The sequence below is a fragment of the Hyphomonas sp. UBA4494 genome (genome assembly GCF_002388935.1).
Taxonomy (GTDB): Bacteria; Pseudomonadota; Alphaproteobacteria; order Caulobacterales; family Hyphomonadaceae; genus Hyphomonas.
On the sequence record NZ_DGNK01000017.1, the window covers coordinates 1 to 16660 of the forward strand.

Annotated in this window: 16 protein-coding genes; 7 read left to right on the forward strand and 9 right to left on the reverse strand. The window is 61.2% G+C overall.

Features of this window, described 5'->3' with window-relative positions:
* Window positions 1–220: 220 nt before the first annotated feature.
* Window positions 221–556: a PadR family transcriptional regulator gene (locus B2P82_RS17035; protein WP_414652017.1), complete on the forward strand. Its 336-nt coding sequence runs from the start codon at window positions 221–223 to the stop codon at window positions 554–556.
* Entirely contained in the window at window positions 556–1131 is a 576-nt protein-coding gene (locus B2P82_RS06130) for a hypothetical protein (RefSeq protein WP_290495809.1), read from the forward strand. The genes B2P82_RS17035 and B2P82_RS06130 overlap by 1 nt, the downstream gene beginning before the upstream one ends.
* On the opposite strand, the gene gyrB is transcribed toward B2P82_RS06130, so the two are convergent.
* The 4 genes from gyrB to B2P82_RS06150 form a co-directional block, all read right to left on the reverse strand.
* Window positions 1128–3554: a DNA topoisomerase (ATP-hydrolyzing) subunit B gene (gyrB, locus tag B2P82_RS06135; protein ID WP_290495811.1), complete on the reverse strand. Its 2427-nt coding sequence runs from the start codon at window positions 3552–3554 to the stop codon at window positions 1128–1130. The genes B2P82_RS06130 and gyrB overlap by 4 nt on opposite strands.
* Before the next feature lie 244 nt (window positions 3555–3798).
* Window positions 3799–4563 carry an enoyl-CoA hydratase gene (locus tag B2P82_RS06140; protein ID WP_206991223.1) on the reverse strand — a complete coding sequence of 255 codons (765 nt, stop codon included), beginning with the start codon at window positions 4561–4563 and terminating at the stop codon, window positions 3799–3801.
* Window positions 4564–4641: 78 nt separating this feature from the next.
* The gene (locus B2P82_RS06145) at window positions 4642–6597 is read right to left on the reverse strand and encodes a DEAD/DEAH box helicase (protein ID WP_290495813.1); all 1956 of its coding nucleotides are present in this window, start codon (window positions 6595–6597) and stop codon (window positions 4642–4644) included.
* Between the two features lie 117 nt (window positions 6598–6714).
* Window positions 6715–8046 carry a cytochrome P450 gene (locus tag B2P82_RS06150; RefSeq protein WP_290495815.1) on the reverse strand — a complete coding sequence of 444 codons (1332 nt, stop codon included), beginning with the start codon at window positions 8044–8046 and terminating at the stop codon, window positions 6715–6717.
* 233 nt (window positions 8047–8279) lie between these two features.
* Between B2P82_RS06150 and B2P82_RS06155 the strand changes: the two genes are divergently transcribed.
* A complete protein-coding gene (locus B2P82_RS06155; RefSeq protein ID WP_290495816.1) occupies window positions 8280–9662 on the forward strand; it encodes a cytochrome P450 in 1383 nt (460 codons plus the stop codon).
* Here B2P82_RS06155 and B2P82_RS06160 read toward each other — a convergent pair.
* From B2P82_RS06160 to B2P82_RS06180, 5 genes are all read right to left on the reverse strand, one after another.
* Complete coding sequence (locus B2P82_RS06160; RefSeq protein WP_290495818.1) at window positions 9659–10426, reverse strand: siderophore-interacting protein; 768 nt, start codon at window positions 10424–10426, stop codon at window positions 9659–9661. The genes B2P82_RS06155 and B2P82_RS06160 overlap by 4 nt on opposite strands.
* 96 nt (window positions 10427–10522) lie before the next feature.
* Window positions 10523–10963 carry a PaaI family thioesterase gene (locus B2P82_RS06165; RefSeq protein WP_290495821.1) on the reverse strand — a complete coding sequence of 147 codons (441 nt, stop codon included), beginning with the start codon at window positions 10961–10963 and terminating at the stop codon, window positions 10523–10525.
* On the reverse strand, window positions 10963–11418 hold the full coding sequence (locus tag B2P82_RS06170) for a PaaI family thioesterase (RefSeq protein WP_290495825.1): 456 nt from the start codon (window positions 11416–11418) through the stop codon (window positions 10963–10965). The genes B2P82_RS06165 and B2P82_RS06170 overlap by 1 nt, the downstream gene beginning before the upstream one ends.
* A gap of 15 nt (window positions 11419–11433) precedes the next feature.
* Complete coding sequence (locus B2P82_RS06175) at window positions 11434–11907, reverse strand: SspB family protein (RefSeq protein WP_290495827.1); 474 nt, start codon at window positions 11905–11907, stop codon at window positions 11434–11436.
* A gap of 185 nt (window positions 11908–12092) precedes the next feature.
* Entirely contained in the window at window positions 12093–12284 is a 192-nt protein-coding gene (locus tag B2P82_RS06180; RefSeq protein ID WP_290495829.1) for a hypothetical protein, read from the reverse strand.
* Window positions 12285–12401: 117 nt separating this feature from the next.
* Between B2P82_RS06180 and B2P82_RS06185 the strand changes: the two genes are divergently transcribed.
* From B2P82_RS06185 to B2P82_RS06200, 4 genes are all read left to right on the forward strand, one after another.
* On the forward strand, window positions 12402–13646 hold the full coding sequence (locus B2P82_RS06185) for a pyridoxal phosphate-dependent decarboxylase family protein (RefSeq protein ID WP_290495831.1): 1245 nt from the start codon (window positions 12402–12404) through the stop codon (window positions 13644–13646).
* 28 nt (window positions 13647–13674) lie between these two features.
* On the forward strand, window positions 13675–14544 hold the full coding sequence (locus B2P82_RS06190) for an SDR family oxidoreductase (RefSeq protein WP_290495834.1): 870 nt from the start codon (window positions 13675–13677) through the stop codon (window positions 14542–14544).
* Window positions 14545–14650: 106 nt separating this feature from the next.
* On the forward strand, window positions 14651–15856 hold the full coding sequence (locus tag B2P82_RS06195) for a Gfo/Idh/MocA family protein (RefSeq protein WP_290495836.1): 1206 nt from the start codon (window positions 14651–14653) through the stop codon (window positions 15854–15856).
* A gap of 104 nt (window positions 15857–15960) precedes the next feature.
* On the forward strand, window positions 15961–16632 hold the full coding sequence (locus B2P82_RS06200) for a glutathione S-transferase family protein (protein ID WP_290496067.1): 672 nt from the start codon (window positions 15961–15963) through the stop codon (window positions 16630–16632).
* Window positions 16633–16660 lie beyond the last annotated feature (28 nt).

The window sequence follows — 16660 nt, forward strand, 5'->3', positions numbered from 1 at the left end:
AGGGCGGGATGGGTTCCCGGCTCGCCCCCGCCGCATCTCCGGGCTCGACCCGGAGCCCCGTGCGGCCGGCTTTCCGGAGTTGCCTCGGGAGGCCCCGGGTCAGGCCCGGGGAGGCGGCGTGTGGGCGCTTGGGTGCCAGACATCCTTTTCAACGGAGGTTGACAGATTGCACCACCTATGTAGATTTACCACTTAGCTATGTAGAAGGTCAATAATGGCAATGGAGCAGCATACCATTCGCGTTACGGGGCAGACGCTAAAGGTCTTGTCATTTTTGCTGGAGAAGCACCCTGAGCCGGTATCGGGCGCTGACATTATCAATTCTAAGCGCATCCTATCTGGGACCCTGTATCCGTTGTTAGATAGGTTGGCGACTTATGGCCTATTGAGTAGCCGCTGGGAGGATGTGGATCCCTCGGTGGTGAAGCGCCCCCGGAAAAGGCTTTACAAGATGACGGCTGACGGAGTGCATCGAGCGAGCCAAATTTTGCAGGAGCACGGGATCGCGATTAAATCCAGCCCGTCGCGCCACAATGCTCCGGTGGAGGATGGCTAATGATTATCGCTGCGGTTATATCGCTTTTATGCTCATTTGCGGTCGCTTTAGTACTAGAGCGTGCGTTGTGGATATCGGAAACTGCTATCGAGTTCGCTACAAGTAATTTGCCGTACCATGTTAAGGACGAACGTCGTGAGCAGTGGATTTCGGATATTCAAGAAATTGAGGGTTCGGCATGGCAGATTGTGACCGCCCTTGGCATTGTATGGACGTGCCGTATAGAGATATGTGAACGGTTTCTGCCGGTTAAACTGCCCAAAAAATACTATGTGTGCTGTATTCCTTCACTAGATTTGAAGGATACGACTGTTATCTCGTGGAATTTTCGTGACGATTCTGAATGTCGTAAACTGATTGCACTCTTTATAGTTAAAGAGGTGTTCGATGGGTTTGGGTCAAAAGGGCTTCGCGTAGTCAAAAACGAACTGAAGAAGATCCAAGCGGATCAAAATGATGACAGGAATGCACGAGAAAGCGACAAGCTATTCTCGACCAACGTACTGCCAACAAACGTCGATGCAGCGTTAGTTGTTGTCGATGGTGTGCTTCAGATCGTCAGGACTACTGATTAGACATCCACCTCGGCTTCCAGCGCGAATTCCTCGATGAACTCACGCCGTGGTTCCACGACGTCGCCCATCAGTTTGGTGAACATTTCGTCGGCTTCTTCCATATGGTCGACCTTGACCTGGAGGAGGGTGCGGGCGTTGGAGTCGAGCGTGGTTTCCCAGAGTTGGTCGGCGTTCATCTCGCCGAGGCCCTTATAGCGCTGGATCTTGATGCCGTCGCGGCCGGAGTCGAGTACGGCCTGGAACAGGGCGCATGGTCCGTGGACGGTAATGTCTCCGCCTTTTTCGCGGCGCAGGACGAGCGGCTCTTCATAGAGGTCTTTCAGCGTCGCCGCGCGCTCGGCCAGGCGGATCGCGTCCTGGCTGGCCAGCAGGGGCGCAGGCAAGATGGCATTCTCTTCAACGCCGCGCACGGTGCGCTGCAGGACCAGCGCGCCTTCGGCAAACCGGCCAGCCCAATTGTCTTCGCCTTCTTCCGCAAAGCGGTTGAGGCGTTCGGCGGTCTTCTCGGCTTCGGCGGCGCCGGCACCCGCGGTCATTGCGCCCGCCATGGCAGCCTGTTCCAGCAGGTCAGCCGGGGCGCGCAGGGCGAGCCGGGCTAGGTTTGCCTTGAAGTTGGAGGCCGCGCGCACGCGATCGCGCAGGTCTTCGCCCGCAATCTGGGTGCCGTCCGGCAGGATCAGGGCTTCGCCGCTCGTGCCTTCGTCGATCAGGTAGGAATCCAACTCGGCATCATCCTTGAGATAGCGTTCCGAACGGCCGCGCGTCACCTTGTAGAGCGGTGGCTGGGCGATGTAGAGATAGCCCTTCTCGATCAGCTCCGGCATCTGACGATAGAAGAAGGTCAGCAGCAGGGTGCGGATGTGCGCGCCGTCGACATCAGCATCGGTCATGATGATGATCTTGTGATAGCGCAGTTTCTCGATGTTGAACTCGTCCCGGCCAATGCCCGCGCCGAGCGCCATGATCAGTGTGCCGACCTGGTCAGATGACAGCATCTTGTCAAAGCGGGCGCGTTCCACGTTCAGGATCTTGCCGCGCAGGGGCAGGATGGCCTGGTTGTCACGGCTGCGGCCCTGCTTGGCAGAGCCACCAGCAGAATCACCCTCGACGATGAAGAGTTCGGATTTCGCCGGGTCTTTTTCCTGACAGTCGGCCAGCTTGCCGGGCAGGGAGGTGATGTCGAGCGCAGACTTGCGGCGGGTCAGCTCGCGCGCCTTGCGGGCGGCTTCGCGCGCAGCGGCTGCCTCGACGATCTTCATCATGATTTCCTGAGCTTCCTTCGGATGCTCCTCGAACCATTCTGCCAGTTTCTCGCCCATCAGGCTTTCGACCACCGGGCGGACCTCGGAGGAGACCAGCTTGTCTTTTGTCTGGGATGAGAATTTCGGGTCCGGCACTTTCACGCTGAGCACGCAGGTCAGGCCTTCGCGTGCATCATCGCCGGAAATCTCGACCTTGGACTTCTTGGCGATGCCGGTTTCGTTGGCGTATTTGTTGATCAGGCGGGTCAGCGCGCCGCGGAAGCCCGCAAGGTGGGTGCCGCCATCGCGCTGGGGGATGTTGTTGGTGAAGCAGAGCACGTTCTCGTGGTAGCTGTCATTCCACTCCATCGCGACCTCGACCGTGATGCCGTCCTTCTCGCCGATGGCGTAGACGGGCTCGGGGATCAGCTTGGTCTTGGTCTTGTCGAGATGCTCGACGAACGCTTTCACGCCGCCCTCGTACATCAGATCGATCTCATAGGGCTCGGCGTCGCGCTCGTCGCGGAAGATGATGTGGACGCCGCTGTTCAGGAAGGCCAGCTCGCGCAGGCGGTGCTCCAGCGTCTTGCGGTCGTAATCGGTCATCGTGAACGTGCTGGCGGAGGCCAGGAAGCGCACGGCCGTGCCGGTATAGGGCTTGCCCTTGTCGGTCATCGGGGAGGGGCCGCGCGTGACCAGCGGCGCCTCGACGCGGCCGCCCTCGACAAAGCGGACCCAATGTTCATTGCCTTCGCGGTGGATGGTCAGTTCCAGCCAGTCCGACAGGGCGTTCACAACCGAAACGCCGACGCCGTGCAGGCCGCCGGAAACCTTGTAGGAGTTCTGGTCGAACTTCCCGCCCGCATGCAGCTGGGTCATGATGACTTCGGCGGCTGAGGCGCCCTCTGTGGGGTGCATGCCAACGGGGATGCCGCGGCCATTATCGGTGATTTCAGCCGAGCCGTCGGGGAAGAGGGTGACCGTGACGCGGTCTGCATGGCCGGCAAGCGCTTCATCGATGGCGTTGTCCACGACCTCGTAGATCATGTGGTGCAGGCCCGAACCGTCATCGGTGTCACCGATGTACATGCCGGGGCGTTTGCGGACCGCTTCGAGGCCCTTCAGGACCTTGATCGAGCCAGCGCCATATTCCGGATTTTCAGCTTGCGTGCTTTCGGCCATTTAGGCGTCCTCATCGATTCGTAAATTCACCTTTGTTTATAGGGGGTTTGGGGGGTAAAGGCCACAGATGGGGAGGGGATTTTGCAGCCGCAAAAAGCCTGCAAATACAGGGTGTTGCAGGGGCGTTCGATGGGCAGGGCTTCCGCCTGCGGAAGACCGGGTCAGAAAACCATCAAAAAGGCCCGGAATCAGGGGCGATTCCGGGCCTTTTGGCAGACATTTCAGAGGATGAAAATTATCTGGATCAGTCCTGAAACACCGGCTTGCGCTTCTGCATGAAGGCGGCGGCGGCTTCGGCGAAGTCCGGGGATTTGAGCTGTTCGGCAAAGGCTTTGCCTTCGGCTTCCATACGGTCCTTCACGGCGTCGCGATTCATGCGGATCAGCGCCTTGGAGCGGCGAATGGCGGTCGGGGCGGCAATGGCGATGCGCTCAGCCGTGGCAAGCGCGGCCGACATCAGGCCCGTGTCCGGCTCGACGCGCGAGACGAGGCCGCAATCGAGCGCCTCCTGGGCCGACAGGATGCGGCCGGCGAGCAGGATGTCATTGGCCATGGAATTGCCCACAGACAGCGGCAGCAGCAGCGAGGAGCCTGCCTCCGGCACGAGGCCAAGCGCGGTAAAGGGCGCGCGGAAATTGGCGCTCTCGGCCGCATAGGCGATGTCGCAATGCAGCAGCATGGTCAGGCCAACGCCCACGGCGGGGCCGTTGACGGCAGCGATCAGCGGCGTCTCGGCGTCGCGGATACCATTCAGGAAGCGTGTAACCGGCGGTTCGCCAGAGGAGCGCTCGGAATCGGAGGCAAAGTCGGTCAGGTCGTTGCCCGCGGTGAACATGTCGCCTTCGCCGGTGATGATGATGGCGCGGATGGCCTTGTCATCATTGGCAGCGTTGATGGCATCGGCCAGCGCGCCATACATGGCCTGGGTGAGCGCATTCTTGCGCTCGGGCCGGTTGATGGTGAGCGTCAGGACGCGATTTTCGAGGCTCTGGGTGATGTGGTCAGTCATGGGGCGCTCCGCTTCGGGTTTCCTGCAGGGGTGTGCGGGGTCCGGGGCGGAGCGTCAATCTCTGACCGTGCTGGAGTGTCAGTCCCGGGGCTTTTTCGGGCCCTTCTTGAAGGGTTTCTTGCCACCCTGCGGCTTGGGACGCTTATAGGTCTTGTCGCCGCCGCCGGGCTTGCCTTTGCCGTGTGCGTGCGGCTTGTCCTTGCGGGGCTTGCCGGCGGGGCGGTCGTCCTGGATGTAGTCGGTCAGCGGGTCGAAGGCCTTCTCCGGCGCCGCGGCGGCGGGTTTGGGCTTCTTGTTCAGGTGCGGTTTGCGCGGCGGCTTGCCGGGCGTGCGTTCGCGGGAGGGGGCATAATCTTGGCGCGGCGGCTGGGCAGGCGGCGGGCCATCCAGCGCAAAGGCGCGCAGGCCTTTTTCCAGCATGCCATCATTGCCGATCACCTCGAACAGGCGTTTGGCGGCGTCGGGCTTCAGCTCGACATGCGTGTCGGCCGGATTGATGCGGATGGCGCCGATATCATCACGGCCAAGGCCCCCGGCCTTGCACAGCATGGGCAGAAGCCAGCGCGGCTCGGCGTTTTTCTTGCGACCGACATTGATGCCGATCCATGTCGCGTCGTCAAAGCCCTTGCGGTCCTGGCGCTCACGCTTTTCGCGGGGCGGGCGGTCGTCGCGGTCGCGGCGATCAGAGCGTTCGCTGCGATCACGGGACGGGGCGCGGTCATCGACATCGCGCAGGTCTTCCGGCGCGGTGCGCCCGGCGCGGTGGCGACGCACGAATGCGGCGGCAACCTGTTCGGCGCCGTAAGTGTCGATCAGCGTACGGGCGAGTTCGGCCTCATTGGCGCTGGAATCTTCGGTAAAGATCGGGTCGGCCATCAGGCGGGCATCATCGAGCGCGTTGATTTCGTCCGCAGACGGCGGTTTTCCCCAGCTGGCTTCGATCTTGGCATCACGCAGCAGGCGCTCGACGCGGCGGCGGGCACGCGGGGCGACCAGCAGGGCGCTGACGCCCTTGCGGCCAGCCCGGCCGGTGCGGCCCGAACGGTGGAGCAGGGTGGCCGGATCGCGCGGCAGGTCTGCATGGATGACGAGGCCGAGGTTCTGGAGATCAAGGCCGCGGGCGGCGACGTCTGTGGCGATACAGACGCGGGCACGGCCATCGCGCAGGGCCTGAAGCGCGTTGCCGCGTTCCTTCTGGCTCAGCTCACCCGACAGGGCGACCACCGGGAAGCCGCGATTGCCCATGCGGCTGATCAGCTTGTTGACGGCGGCGCGCGTCGTGCAGAACACAATGGCGGTCTCGCTGTCGGAATGGCGGACAATGTTGACGATGGCGTTCTCTTCGTCGCCGGGGGCGACGAGCAGGGCGCGGTATTCAATATCGACATGCTGTTGCTGTTCAGCGGCCGTGGTGATGCGCATCGCATCCTTCTGGTAGCGCGCAGCAAGGGCGGCGATGCCCTTGGGCACGGTGGCCGAGAACATCAGCGTGCGGCGGGTTTCCGGCGTGCCTTCGAGAATGTGTTCGAGTTCCTCGCGGAAGCCCATGTCGAGCATTTCGTCGGCCTCGTCCAGCACGACAACGCGGACGTTCGAGGCATCCAGCGAGCCGCGACGGATATGGTCTGACAGGCGGCCGGGTGTGCCGACGACGATGTGCGCACCGCGGGCAAGCGTGCGGCGCTCCTCGCGCATGTCCATGCCGCCGACGCAGGTGGCCATGCGGGCGCCGGACTTGGCATAGAGCCATTCCAGTTCGCGAGCGACCTGTTGGGCAAGCTCGCGGGTTGGCGCGACGATGACGGCCAGCGGCGTATCGGATTTCTCGAAGCGGTCTGCCCCGGCGAGCAGGTCGCCAGCCATGGCGAGGCCGAAAGCAACGGTTTTGCCTGAGCCGGTCTGGGCGGAGACGAGGAGGTCCTTGCCGTCGAGTTCTGCTTCAATGACAGAGGACTGGACGGGGGTGAGCGTCTCGTAGCCACGCTGTGCGAGGGCCTCGGCGAGCGCCGATGGGATAGAAGGGGTATCGGTCATTTGGTAGGGCTTTCTGGGGCGCTGGCGCAGCTTTCATGCGCGCCGCGGGAAGATTTTGCCCCGTATGGCACGTTTTTGCAGTCGGCGCCATAAAGGGTACGCATGTGAGGGCAAGCCTCAAATATCCGTATCCCCGGCGCATGCTAGGGTCTCATGCGGTTCCTGCTGGAAGCCAGCCGCGGGAGGCTCCGGCATGCGCCGGAGACACGGGGTGAAGTTAACCNNTTTCACGTCGAGCCGTTCGAGGCCGCGGAAGAAGGGCAGCGCGCGCCAGACGAGGTCTTGCGGGGGCAGGGACAGGTCTGGATAGCGCGCGAAGAGTTTTTCGAAGATACGCCGGGCCTCCATGCGGGCAAGCGGCGCGCCGATGCAGATGTGGGGTCCACCGCCGAAGGCAACATGGCTGGCGCGTTTCTGCGTGATGTCGAATACGCCCGAATTTTCGAACAGGGTCTCATCCCGATTGGCCGAAGCGAGTGAGCAGAAGACGACCTGATGTGCCTTCATCGGACAGCCGGCAACCGTCCTGTCGGCCTCAACGATCCGGGATGTGGCCGAGACGGGGGCCTCGAAGCGCAGGACTTCCTCCACCGCCTGTCCGGCAAGGGCGGGATTGGATTTCAGTGCGGCGAGTTGCTCGGGATGGTTCAGGAACAACCAGACGCCATTTCCGATCAGGTCGGTCGTGGTGAGGTTGCCGCCGACCAGAAGCGCGCCCAGATTGATGCGAATTTCATCATCCGACAGCGGAGCATCACCGCTGGCCTGCAGCTGGACCATATCGGTGATGAGATCATCGCCCGGCACTTTGCGGCGGGCTTCCATCAATTCGGTAAAATAGGCATCCAGCGCGTGACTGCCTTGTTCCATCCGGGCGGTTTCTTCAGGTGTCCGCACAGGGTTCAGGCTGAGGATTACGTCTTCTGACCATTGCCGGAAATCGGGAAGGCGGTCTTCATCCACGCCGAGGATGCGCGCGATGACAAGGACCGGAATCGGCACGGCAATCTCTGACATCAGGTCGAAAGTGCCGGACGCGGGCGCGGCGTTGATCGTGTCGTCGATGATGGCCTCGATCTGAGGCTTCATCTTCTGGATGCGCGTGTAGAATGCCTTGGCCAGTGGGGGCCGCACGCGGGCATGGTCGGGATCGTCAAGGAAGAGGATGGAGGTGCGGCGGGGCTGGTCCTCGTCCTCGACCAGCTGGCGTGAGATGGAGCCTTCCTCGGCATTCAGGGGATGGCGGACAAAGCTGCGATCATTCACCGTTTCGCGAATGTCGGCATAGCGCGTCAGAAACCAGGTCTTGGCCATCTCGTCACGCAGTACGGGGCAATTATGGCGCAGGGCCTCCAGTGGCGGGTGAGGGTCGTTGCGGGCGTCGGGTGAGAAAGCGGTCACTTCCAGCACGGATTGCGGCACGCGCGGTGTGCCCGGATCATCGGCCATGTTTTCCTCCCTGTCCGGTCTTTGCGCCGGATCATATGAACGAAGCCTATCATGGATTTGCGCTGAAATCGTGGGTGACCCTGCGGGAAGGCGTTGAGGGCCAGGAGGCTCGGATGTCTATTTTCCCCTTGAATGTCGTAGGGAGAGCGCAGGCTAAATGATTGTGTAACCCCTTGTCGCTTGCCTTGACGCGCAACTGCGTCAACTTCAGTGACGGCCTTACGGAGCTTGTAATGACTCAACTCGTCAGCGATCACATCCTGGAAGATACCGGCGCGGATATGCCGGTACACGCCAGCGCATATCCCATGCTGGAAACCGACTTCGAGCTTTGGAATCCCAATTCCTGGACGCGGGGCCACCCTCATGACCTGTATGCGCGAATGCGCAGCGAGGCGCCGGTCATGTGGTCGAAAATGGGCCGGGGCGGCAGCGGATTCTGGTCGGTTACGAGATATGAAGACATCAAGACAGTCGAGTTGAACCCGGCAATCTTTTCGTCCGAGCGGGGCGGTATCAATATGGCCGTGCCACCGCGTGAGCATTGGCGGCCCGAAGTCCTGATCCGCGCGGCGATGGACAATCTGATTTCGATGGACGAGCCGCGCCACATGCAGATGCGGATCCAGCAAAAAGACTTCTTCATTCCGGCCTATGTCAAAGAGCTGCGCGAGAAGGTCAGCATGAAGGTCGAGTCGCTGCTCGATGATCTGGAGGCGAACGGGCCTGAGCTGGATTTCGTCAAATTCTTCTCCAACCAGTTGCCGCTCTATACGCTGTGCGAAATGCTGGGCGTGGACGAGGAAGACCGCCAGAAAATCGTCTACTGGATGCACTATCTGGAAATGGCGAGCCAGTTCATGACGAACCCGTTCCGGACCTTCCTCAGCGAGCCGCTGTTTCCGCTACGGTTCAAGAAAGTGGTCGAAGAGATGTTTGCCTATGGCGCACGTGTCATGGCTGACCGCCGGGCCAATCCGCGCCATGACCTGTTGACCATGATCGCGCATTCAAAGCTGGATGATGAACAATTGCCGCAGGAATACCTGGATGGCTCCTGGTTGCTGATCATCTTCGCCGGCAATGACACGACGCGGAACTCGCTGTCGGGTACGATCAAGCTGATGACCGAATGGCCGGACCAGCGCGCAATGGTGCTGGACGATCCGTCTCTCATTCCGCGCATGTCGGAAGAGGCCTTGCGCATGGTTTCGCCGGTGAAGCATATGCGCCGCACCGCGCTGGAAGAGACAGAACTCAACGGCCAGATCATCGCCAAGGATGAGAAAGTCGTCATGTGGTATGGGGCAGGCAATCGCGATCCGGACGTCTTTCCGGACCCGGACAGGTTCGACATGATGCGTGACAATGTCGACAAGCATATCGCCTTTGGGCACGGCATTCACAAATGCCTCGGTTCGCGCGTGGCACAGATGCAGCTGCGCGTTGCCTATGAGCAGATCTTCCAGCGTTTCCCGAACATCGAATTCACCGGCGACATCAAATACGGGCCGAACGCGCTCGTCCATGCGATCTCGAAGTTGAAAGTGAATCTCTACGGCAAGGGCAATTCGCGACCGATACAGGTTCAGGTGAAAGCGATGGAGTCGGCTTAGGCCGCCTGCGCCTTGAAGGCTTTGTGTTCCGGTTCGATCAGGCCGAGTTTCCAGTAGGAGCTGACATAAGTCAGGTCTTTCCGGGTCGGCTTCTGTTTACGGAAATAGGTGCGTAGCGCGCCTGCGAGGGCGAATTCGCCGGCAACGAAGACGCTCGGCTCCCCGCTGCGCCAGTCGAGGGTCTGCACCGCCTGTATCAGCGCTTCGCTGGGTGCGTGCGGGTCGGCTTTTATGATCCAGTGCATGCGGATACCCGTTGGTGTACGGATAGGTTGCCGGTCCTTGTCGCTGGGGATTTCAAAGAAGGCGTCACCGATGGCATCAGAGGGGAGCGCTTCAAGCTCTACCGCAGCGGCGGGGATGGAGGAAAGGTCCGCAACAAAGAGGTACCAGTCCGCCCCCTCGGTGGAAAATTTCAATGCGCCGGGGCGGGAGACCAGAATGCGGTCGCCGCCCTTGGCCAGCCTGGCCCAGGGGCCTGCAATGCCTTCATCGCCATGCACGACAAAATCCACGTCGAACTCATTTTCAGCTGGTCGCACATGGCGCAGCGTGTAGGTGCGCATGGCGCGCTTGGCGGTCTGCAAGTCCAATGGCGGCGGGCCGATTTCTCCGGGTGCCGGGGCGAGGATTTTCAGATAGCCCCCCGGCGCGCCGGGCGAGAAGTCAGCCGCGAATTCGGATTGGAAGGTGAGTCGGACCATGTGCGGGGTCAATTGCTCGCGGCGCAGGACAATGGCTTCGGCGAAATTCGGTGAGGACATGAGCGGCATACCTGTATCGAGAATTATTCTCATTATCAGATAACGATTATGCTGGCGGGATCAACCTTCAGGCCGGCAATTGGTCCGGCATAACACTTATGTGCCTGCAGGCATGGCGCGCGGGATACAGCTGGCCGTGGCTTGCGCGAGCAAGGTGCCATCTTCGCGGCGCAGGAAGCCCTGTGTGAAAATACCGGCACGTCCGCGGCGCACACACTCGCCGCGCCCAATCAATCGCTGGCCGACCTGGACCGGGCGAATATAGCTGGTCGTCATTTGCAGGGTTGGTGACATGGCAGGTCCGTCCTGCACGATAGATCCGGCAAGGCTCATCACTTCGTCCAGCATAGCCGATACGAAGCCGCCCTGCGCGTCACCGCCGGGGTTGGTGGCCTGTACCGGCAGGGTAAAGGCGGCATCGACCCAGCCAGCGTCCGGATCAAAGGCGATCAGTTCAAAACCCAAAAAGGCCGTGGCTTCGGGCGGGGTCGTGTTGGTCAGCAGGTCCTGCCAATAGGCACGCTTGTCAAACGTCATCAGCCGAGCCGTTTGAACAGCATCGGAATGGCGGTGGCAGTGGCCTTGGCCACGAGGTGACCGTCCGCGTCAAAGCATTCCGCTTCCATGAAGGCGGCCGATTTGCCGAGTTTCAGGATACGGGCCTCCACGCTGGCCTTGCCTGGCATCAGGCGGCGTAGATAGCTGGTCTTCATTTCGAGCGTCGGCGCGGTCATCGTGATGTTGGAAGCTATGATGACGCAGGTGCTCATCGCCTCGTCCATCATGGCGGAGATGAAGCCGCCCTGAACCGCACCGGTCGGGTTGGCAAAGCTGGGGGAGACGTCGAAATCCATCCGAATGCGCTGAGCATCCTGTTCGACTTCAGCCAAGCGCATACCGAGCGTATCGGAGCAGGGTGGGCGCTTCTTGGAATTCTGGAAACGCGCGAGCATGTCGGCGTCCGAGACGCGGGGTTTTTTGGTATCTACCATCAGATCGGGCGCGGCCTATTTCCGGCGGAAAGCGTCGAGATTTACGACCGTACCGGGCTCTTCCTCGGCCTCGACGGGCGGCACATCAGCGGCAGTGGCTTCCCCCGCCGGCGAGATGACCGACGCGTCCTTGTCCGGCGATTCGAAGGTCAGTCCGAAGTTCACAGACGGGTCAACGAAGCGCGTGATCGCGGCATAGGGAATGTGCAGGTGCTGTGGCACGCCCGAGAATTTCAGGATGATCTCGAAATGGCTGTCTTCGACTTCCAGGTCCCAATACTGGTGCTGGATAACGATGGTCATTTCTTCTGGGAACCGTTCGACAAGGTAATCAGCAATCTTCACGCCCGGCGCCTTGGTGCGAAAGGTGAGATAGAAGTGATGATCACCCGGCAGGCCATTTGTGTTGTAGCCCTTGCGCAGGGCTTCGCGGACAACACCGCGCATGGCAGCCTGGGTGAGCGCTTCGTAGCCGATATAGTCCGTCATAGGCGCGCGAGTTCCCGGTTTGGTATGGTTGAACCTGTGACCCATACAGTAAGGTCCGGAAAAGAGGCCCGCAACGGCCTTCGCACAAGGGGCGAGCAAAAAATTGTTGCTCGCTTGTTAGCCGCTGTGACTAACCCCTTGTGGTCATGGCGATCTTTTCCGCCATGGCGCCTCGATATTTCCTGTTAGTAATTTGCAGGCGGGTCGCTGGCCGGGAACGACTCGTCGAGTTCCTCGTCCACTTCGTCCCACTCTTCGGGCGGGTGTTCCATGTTCTCTGCACCCGCCGGACGGACCTTCTTGTGATGGGTCGGTTCATCCTGATTGTCTGTCTCTGGATCGGGCTTGCGGGTTTTGGGGTCAGTTTGCTCGGTCATGTGAATCTCCTTCGTGCCGGATCAACGCATTTGGCGGCGTTCGGTTGCGTTGGGAGGCAATCTCTCTAGGCTGCTGGCGACAGACCAGAAGACTGGCAACAGGGGAGGACAGGCTGAATGATCATGCAGATGCCGGAGACGGGACGCGACTGGAACGATGTGCGCGCAGAAATGGTTGCGCGCGGCGGGGGCGATGCGCAATGGCGCGACGGGCGCACGGCGGTCTATGTCTTCAATGCCGGGCCGGAAATTTCAGCAGTCCAGCATGATGCCTATGGGCTCTACATGGCGGAGAACGGTCTGGGGCCGCTGGCCTTTCCAAGCCTCGCGCAGATGGAAAAGGAAGTCATCGGCATGGGGTTGGGCTTGCTCCATGGGCCGGACGGATCCACCGGGGCGATGACATCCGGCGGGACCGACTCGATCACGATGGCGATGAAGACAGCCCGCGACTATGCCCGGTCGCTGGGCAAGCCGCGCGAAGGCCAGAATGTCGTGCTGCCGCAATCGGCACATCTGGCGTTCGACAAGGCGGCGCATTTGATGGACATCGAAATCCGCCGCGTGCCGCTGAAGACGGACGGGTCTTATGAGGCCGATCCGGTTGCCATGAGTGAAGCGGTGGATGCAGCCACCATCATGATGGTCGGTTCGGCGCCGAACTTCCCGCACGGCATTATCGACCCGATTGCGGCACTGGGCGAGGTGGCCGTGAAGAACGGTGTCTGGCTGCATGTCGATGCTTGTGTGGGCGGATATTTCGCGCCGTTCGCGCGGATGAATGGCGTGCCGGTGCCAGCCTTTGATTTCGAAGTGCCAGCGGTTCAGTCGATGAGCGCCGACCTTCACAAATATGGCTATTGCGCCAAGGGCGCCTCCACCGTGCTGTTCCGGAGTGAGGAGCTTTACGCCCACATGCCGTTCGACATGGCGGGCTGGAGCGGCGCGCCGATGAAGACGCCGACGCTGGCGGGCACGCGGCCGGGCGGGGCGATCTCCGCGGCCTGGGGCGTGATGAACACGCTGGGCGTCGAAGGGTACAAGCGGTTGCAGGGGCAGGTCTGTGCGACGCGGGAGCGAATGGAAGACGGCGTGAAGCGGCTCGGTTTCGAGATTGTCGGAAATCCGATGCTGGGCCTGATGGCCTTTCACCATCCCGATGCCCATGCCTTCGCGATTTATGGCGAGATTTTCAGGCGTGGCTGGTTCACATCGGTCACGAAAGAGCCGCCGAGCCTGCACCTGATGCTGAGCCCCAAACATGCCGATGTGGCCGACGCCTATCTCGCAGACCTCGAAGCCAGCGTGAAAGCGGTGCAGGCTGGCAAGGCCGGTGAAAAGGTTGAAGCGCGCTATAGCTGACAGGTCAGAACGCCAGGGAGGGCGGATAATGGAAACCAAGGGCAGAACGGCGGTCATCACGGGCGGTGCAAGCGGCATCGGCGCGGCGTTGGCCGAAACGATGGTGGCCGATGGCGGTCGCGTCGTGATTGTGGACATCAACAAGGATGCGGCCGAGGCACATGCGGCCAGGCTCGGCGATGCCGCGCTGGCCATCGCCTGCAATGTTGCCGATGTGGCGGGGGTCGAGGCCATGGCCGGCGAGGCCTGGAACTGGCTGGGCGGGGTGGATCTGGTGTTCGCCAATGCTGGGGTCAGCGTGGCGCGGCCGCTGATGAAGGCCAGCGAGGCGGAGTTCGACGTAACGATGGGCGTCAACCTCAAAGGCGTCTGGGCGACAGCCAGGGCGTTTGCCGCACGCATGATCGATGCGGACCATGCCGGGCATCTCTGCCTGACCGCGTCGGAACACGCGCTGGGCCTGCAGCATCCGGGCAATGGGTTTTACACGGCGTCAAAGCATGGCGTGCTGGCACTGGGCGATGTGTTCCGCGCCGAATTGCCAGAGTCGATTGGTGTCAGCGTGCTGTGCCCCGGCCTGACGGCAACGCACATGCCGGATACAAGCCCCGCTGCGACGGGTATGTCGGCAGATGAGCGCCGCAGCGACATGGCCCGCGCCGTGATGGCCGAAGGCAAGCCGCCTCTCGAGGTTGCGCGACATACGTTGGACGAGATTGCGCGCGGCACATTCCTGATCGTGCCGGAGCCATCGGCCTGGCTGGCGGCGGAAAAACGCGCAGATGAAGTACAAGACGAATTCGCCCGACAGGCACCGATGGGGCCGGACGCGATGAAGTATCATGTCGGCGCGGTGGTCGAGCGGCTGATGAAGAAGACAGGTCCCGGTTTGATGTGATCCAATTGTGATCCGGACCGCTCGGCTTTTTCCTTGACCGGTTCGGCGGCCTGCGGTTTTCTTGAGATAGCGCTAACAGAAGACTGTGGCCTTCAGGGAGATTGTCATGACCGAATTCACGCATTCACGCAGGCGTTTCATGGTGCTGAGCAGCGCCACGCTGGCAGCAGCGCCATGGCTGGCAAGTTGCGCGAGCGCAGAAGGCAGCGCCGCGATCCCGGCCAAGGCGATTGGCATGCCCTGGCCTAATTGGGGTGAACTGCCTGACACACCGCCATCCGCGCCCAATGCAGGCAGTGTCGGCTTCGCGGTGATGGGGCTCGGCGGCTATGGCATTGGCAAGGTCCTGCCTGCGCTGGCGAATGGTGAACGCTGCCATGTTGCGGCGGTTGTGTCCGGCAATCCGGAGAAGGCGAAGACCGTGGCCGCCGCCTATGGCCTGCCGGACGATGCTATTTATTCGTATGAAGACTTTGACCGGATCGCAGATGATGACCGGGTAGATGCAGTTTACAATGTGCTGCCGACGGGGCTGCATCTGGAGTGGACCGAAAAGAGTTTTGCGGCAGGCAAGCATGTGCTGTGTGAAAAGCCGATGGCCCTGTCCGTGGCCGAGTGCGAGCTGATGATCGCGGCCTCGGAAGCGTCAGGCAAGAAGCTGATGATTGCGTATCGCTGCCATTTCGAGCCGTTTAACCTGCGCGCCATGGAACTGATGCGTGAGGGTGCGGTTGGCAAGATCAAGACGATCGAGACGGCTCAGACCTATCGGATGGGTCCGACCAGCGTGGCGGAAAACTGGCGGGTTGTCCGGGCGCTTGCAGGGGGTGGTCCTCTGGAAGATTATGGTATCTACGGATTGCAGTCGGCGCTGTACCTCTCCGGCGAAATGCCGGTCTCTGTAAAGGCCGTAACAGAGCAACCGGCGAATGATCCGCGTTTTGCAGAAATCTTCTCTACAGTGACGACAGAGATGCGTTTCCCGTCCGGAGCCGTGGCCAATATGGTCACGTCCTATGACACGACACCCGGCCGCAATCTTGCGCGGGTCGAAGGGGAGGGCGGTGTGCTGATGATGGAACCTGCAACCGGCTATGGCGGGCATAAGATGTCGCTGGTGCGCGACGGTGTCCGCGAAGACCTCGTGCCCGGCGATCCCGATGTGCAGTTTGCCCGCATGTGTGACCATATGGCGGATGCGATCCGGGAGGATGCAGCGATCCTCACGCCGGGTGAAATGGGCCTTCGCGACATGGCCCTGATTGAGGCAATCTATCGCTCTGCGGCTGAAGGGCGTGAAATCACGCTCTGATTGTTACAGGAAATTCGAGTTTCCCTCGCAGAATCGTGGCTGGACGTGGGGCCGTCGCGCCCTACAGTCCTTCTGTCGCCAATATTGGGCTGAGGGGCCAAACCATGATCACGCTGCACCATCTCGAAAAGTCGCAATCCATCCGCATCCTCTGGCTGTTGGAGGAGTTGGGCGTGCCGTACGAGGTCAAACTCTACGACCGCGACCCAAACACGCGGCTGGCCCCGGCAGAATACAAGGCGGTCTCGCAGCTGGGCACGGCGCCCTGCATCACCGATGGCGACATTACGCTGTCGGAGACGAATGCGATCATGGACTATATCCTGGATACGCATGATGATGGCCGCCTGCGCCCCGCGCCGGGCACACCGAACCGGGCCGATTACCTGTTCTGGTTTCATGTCTCGCAGGGAAGCCTGCAGCCTTTGCTGACCAACAAATTCGTGATGATGGCAATGACAGCGCGTGCGCCATTCTTCCTGAAGCCTGCGGCGAAGATGCTGGTCGGCGGATTGGACAAGGCGTTCTTCGGTCCGCGCCTGAAGGCGTTGATGACCGAGATCGAAAAAGCACTTGGCAAGAGTACATGGTTTGCCGGTGACAATCTGACAGCGGCAGATATCGTGATGGGATACTCGATGGAGTTGGCGGCGCACCGGGCCGGCATGGATGCCGGGAATTATCCGAATGCGCACAGATTCCTGCAACAGATGCGCGCCTACCCGTCCTACCAGCGCGCGCTGGAAAAGGATGGCAAGGGCACGATCCTGCTCTAGCGATCAGTCCCGGCGGCGCATGGCCTCG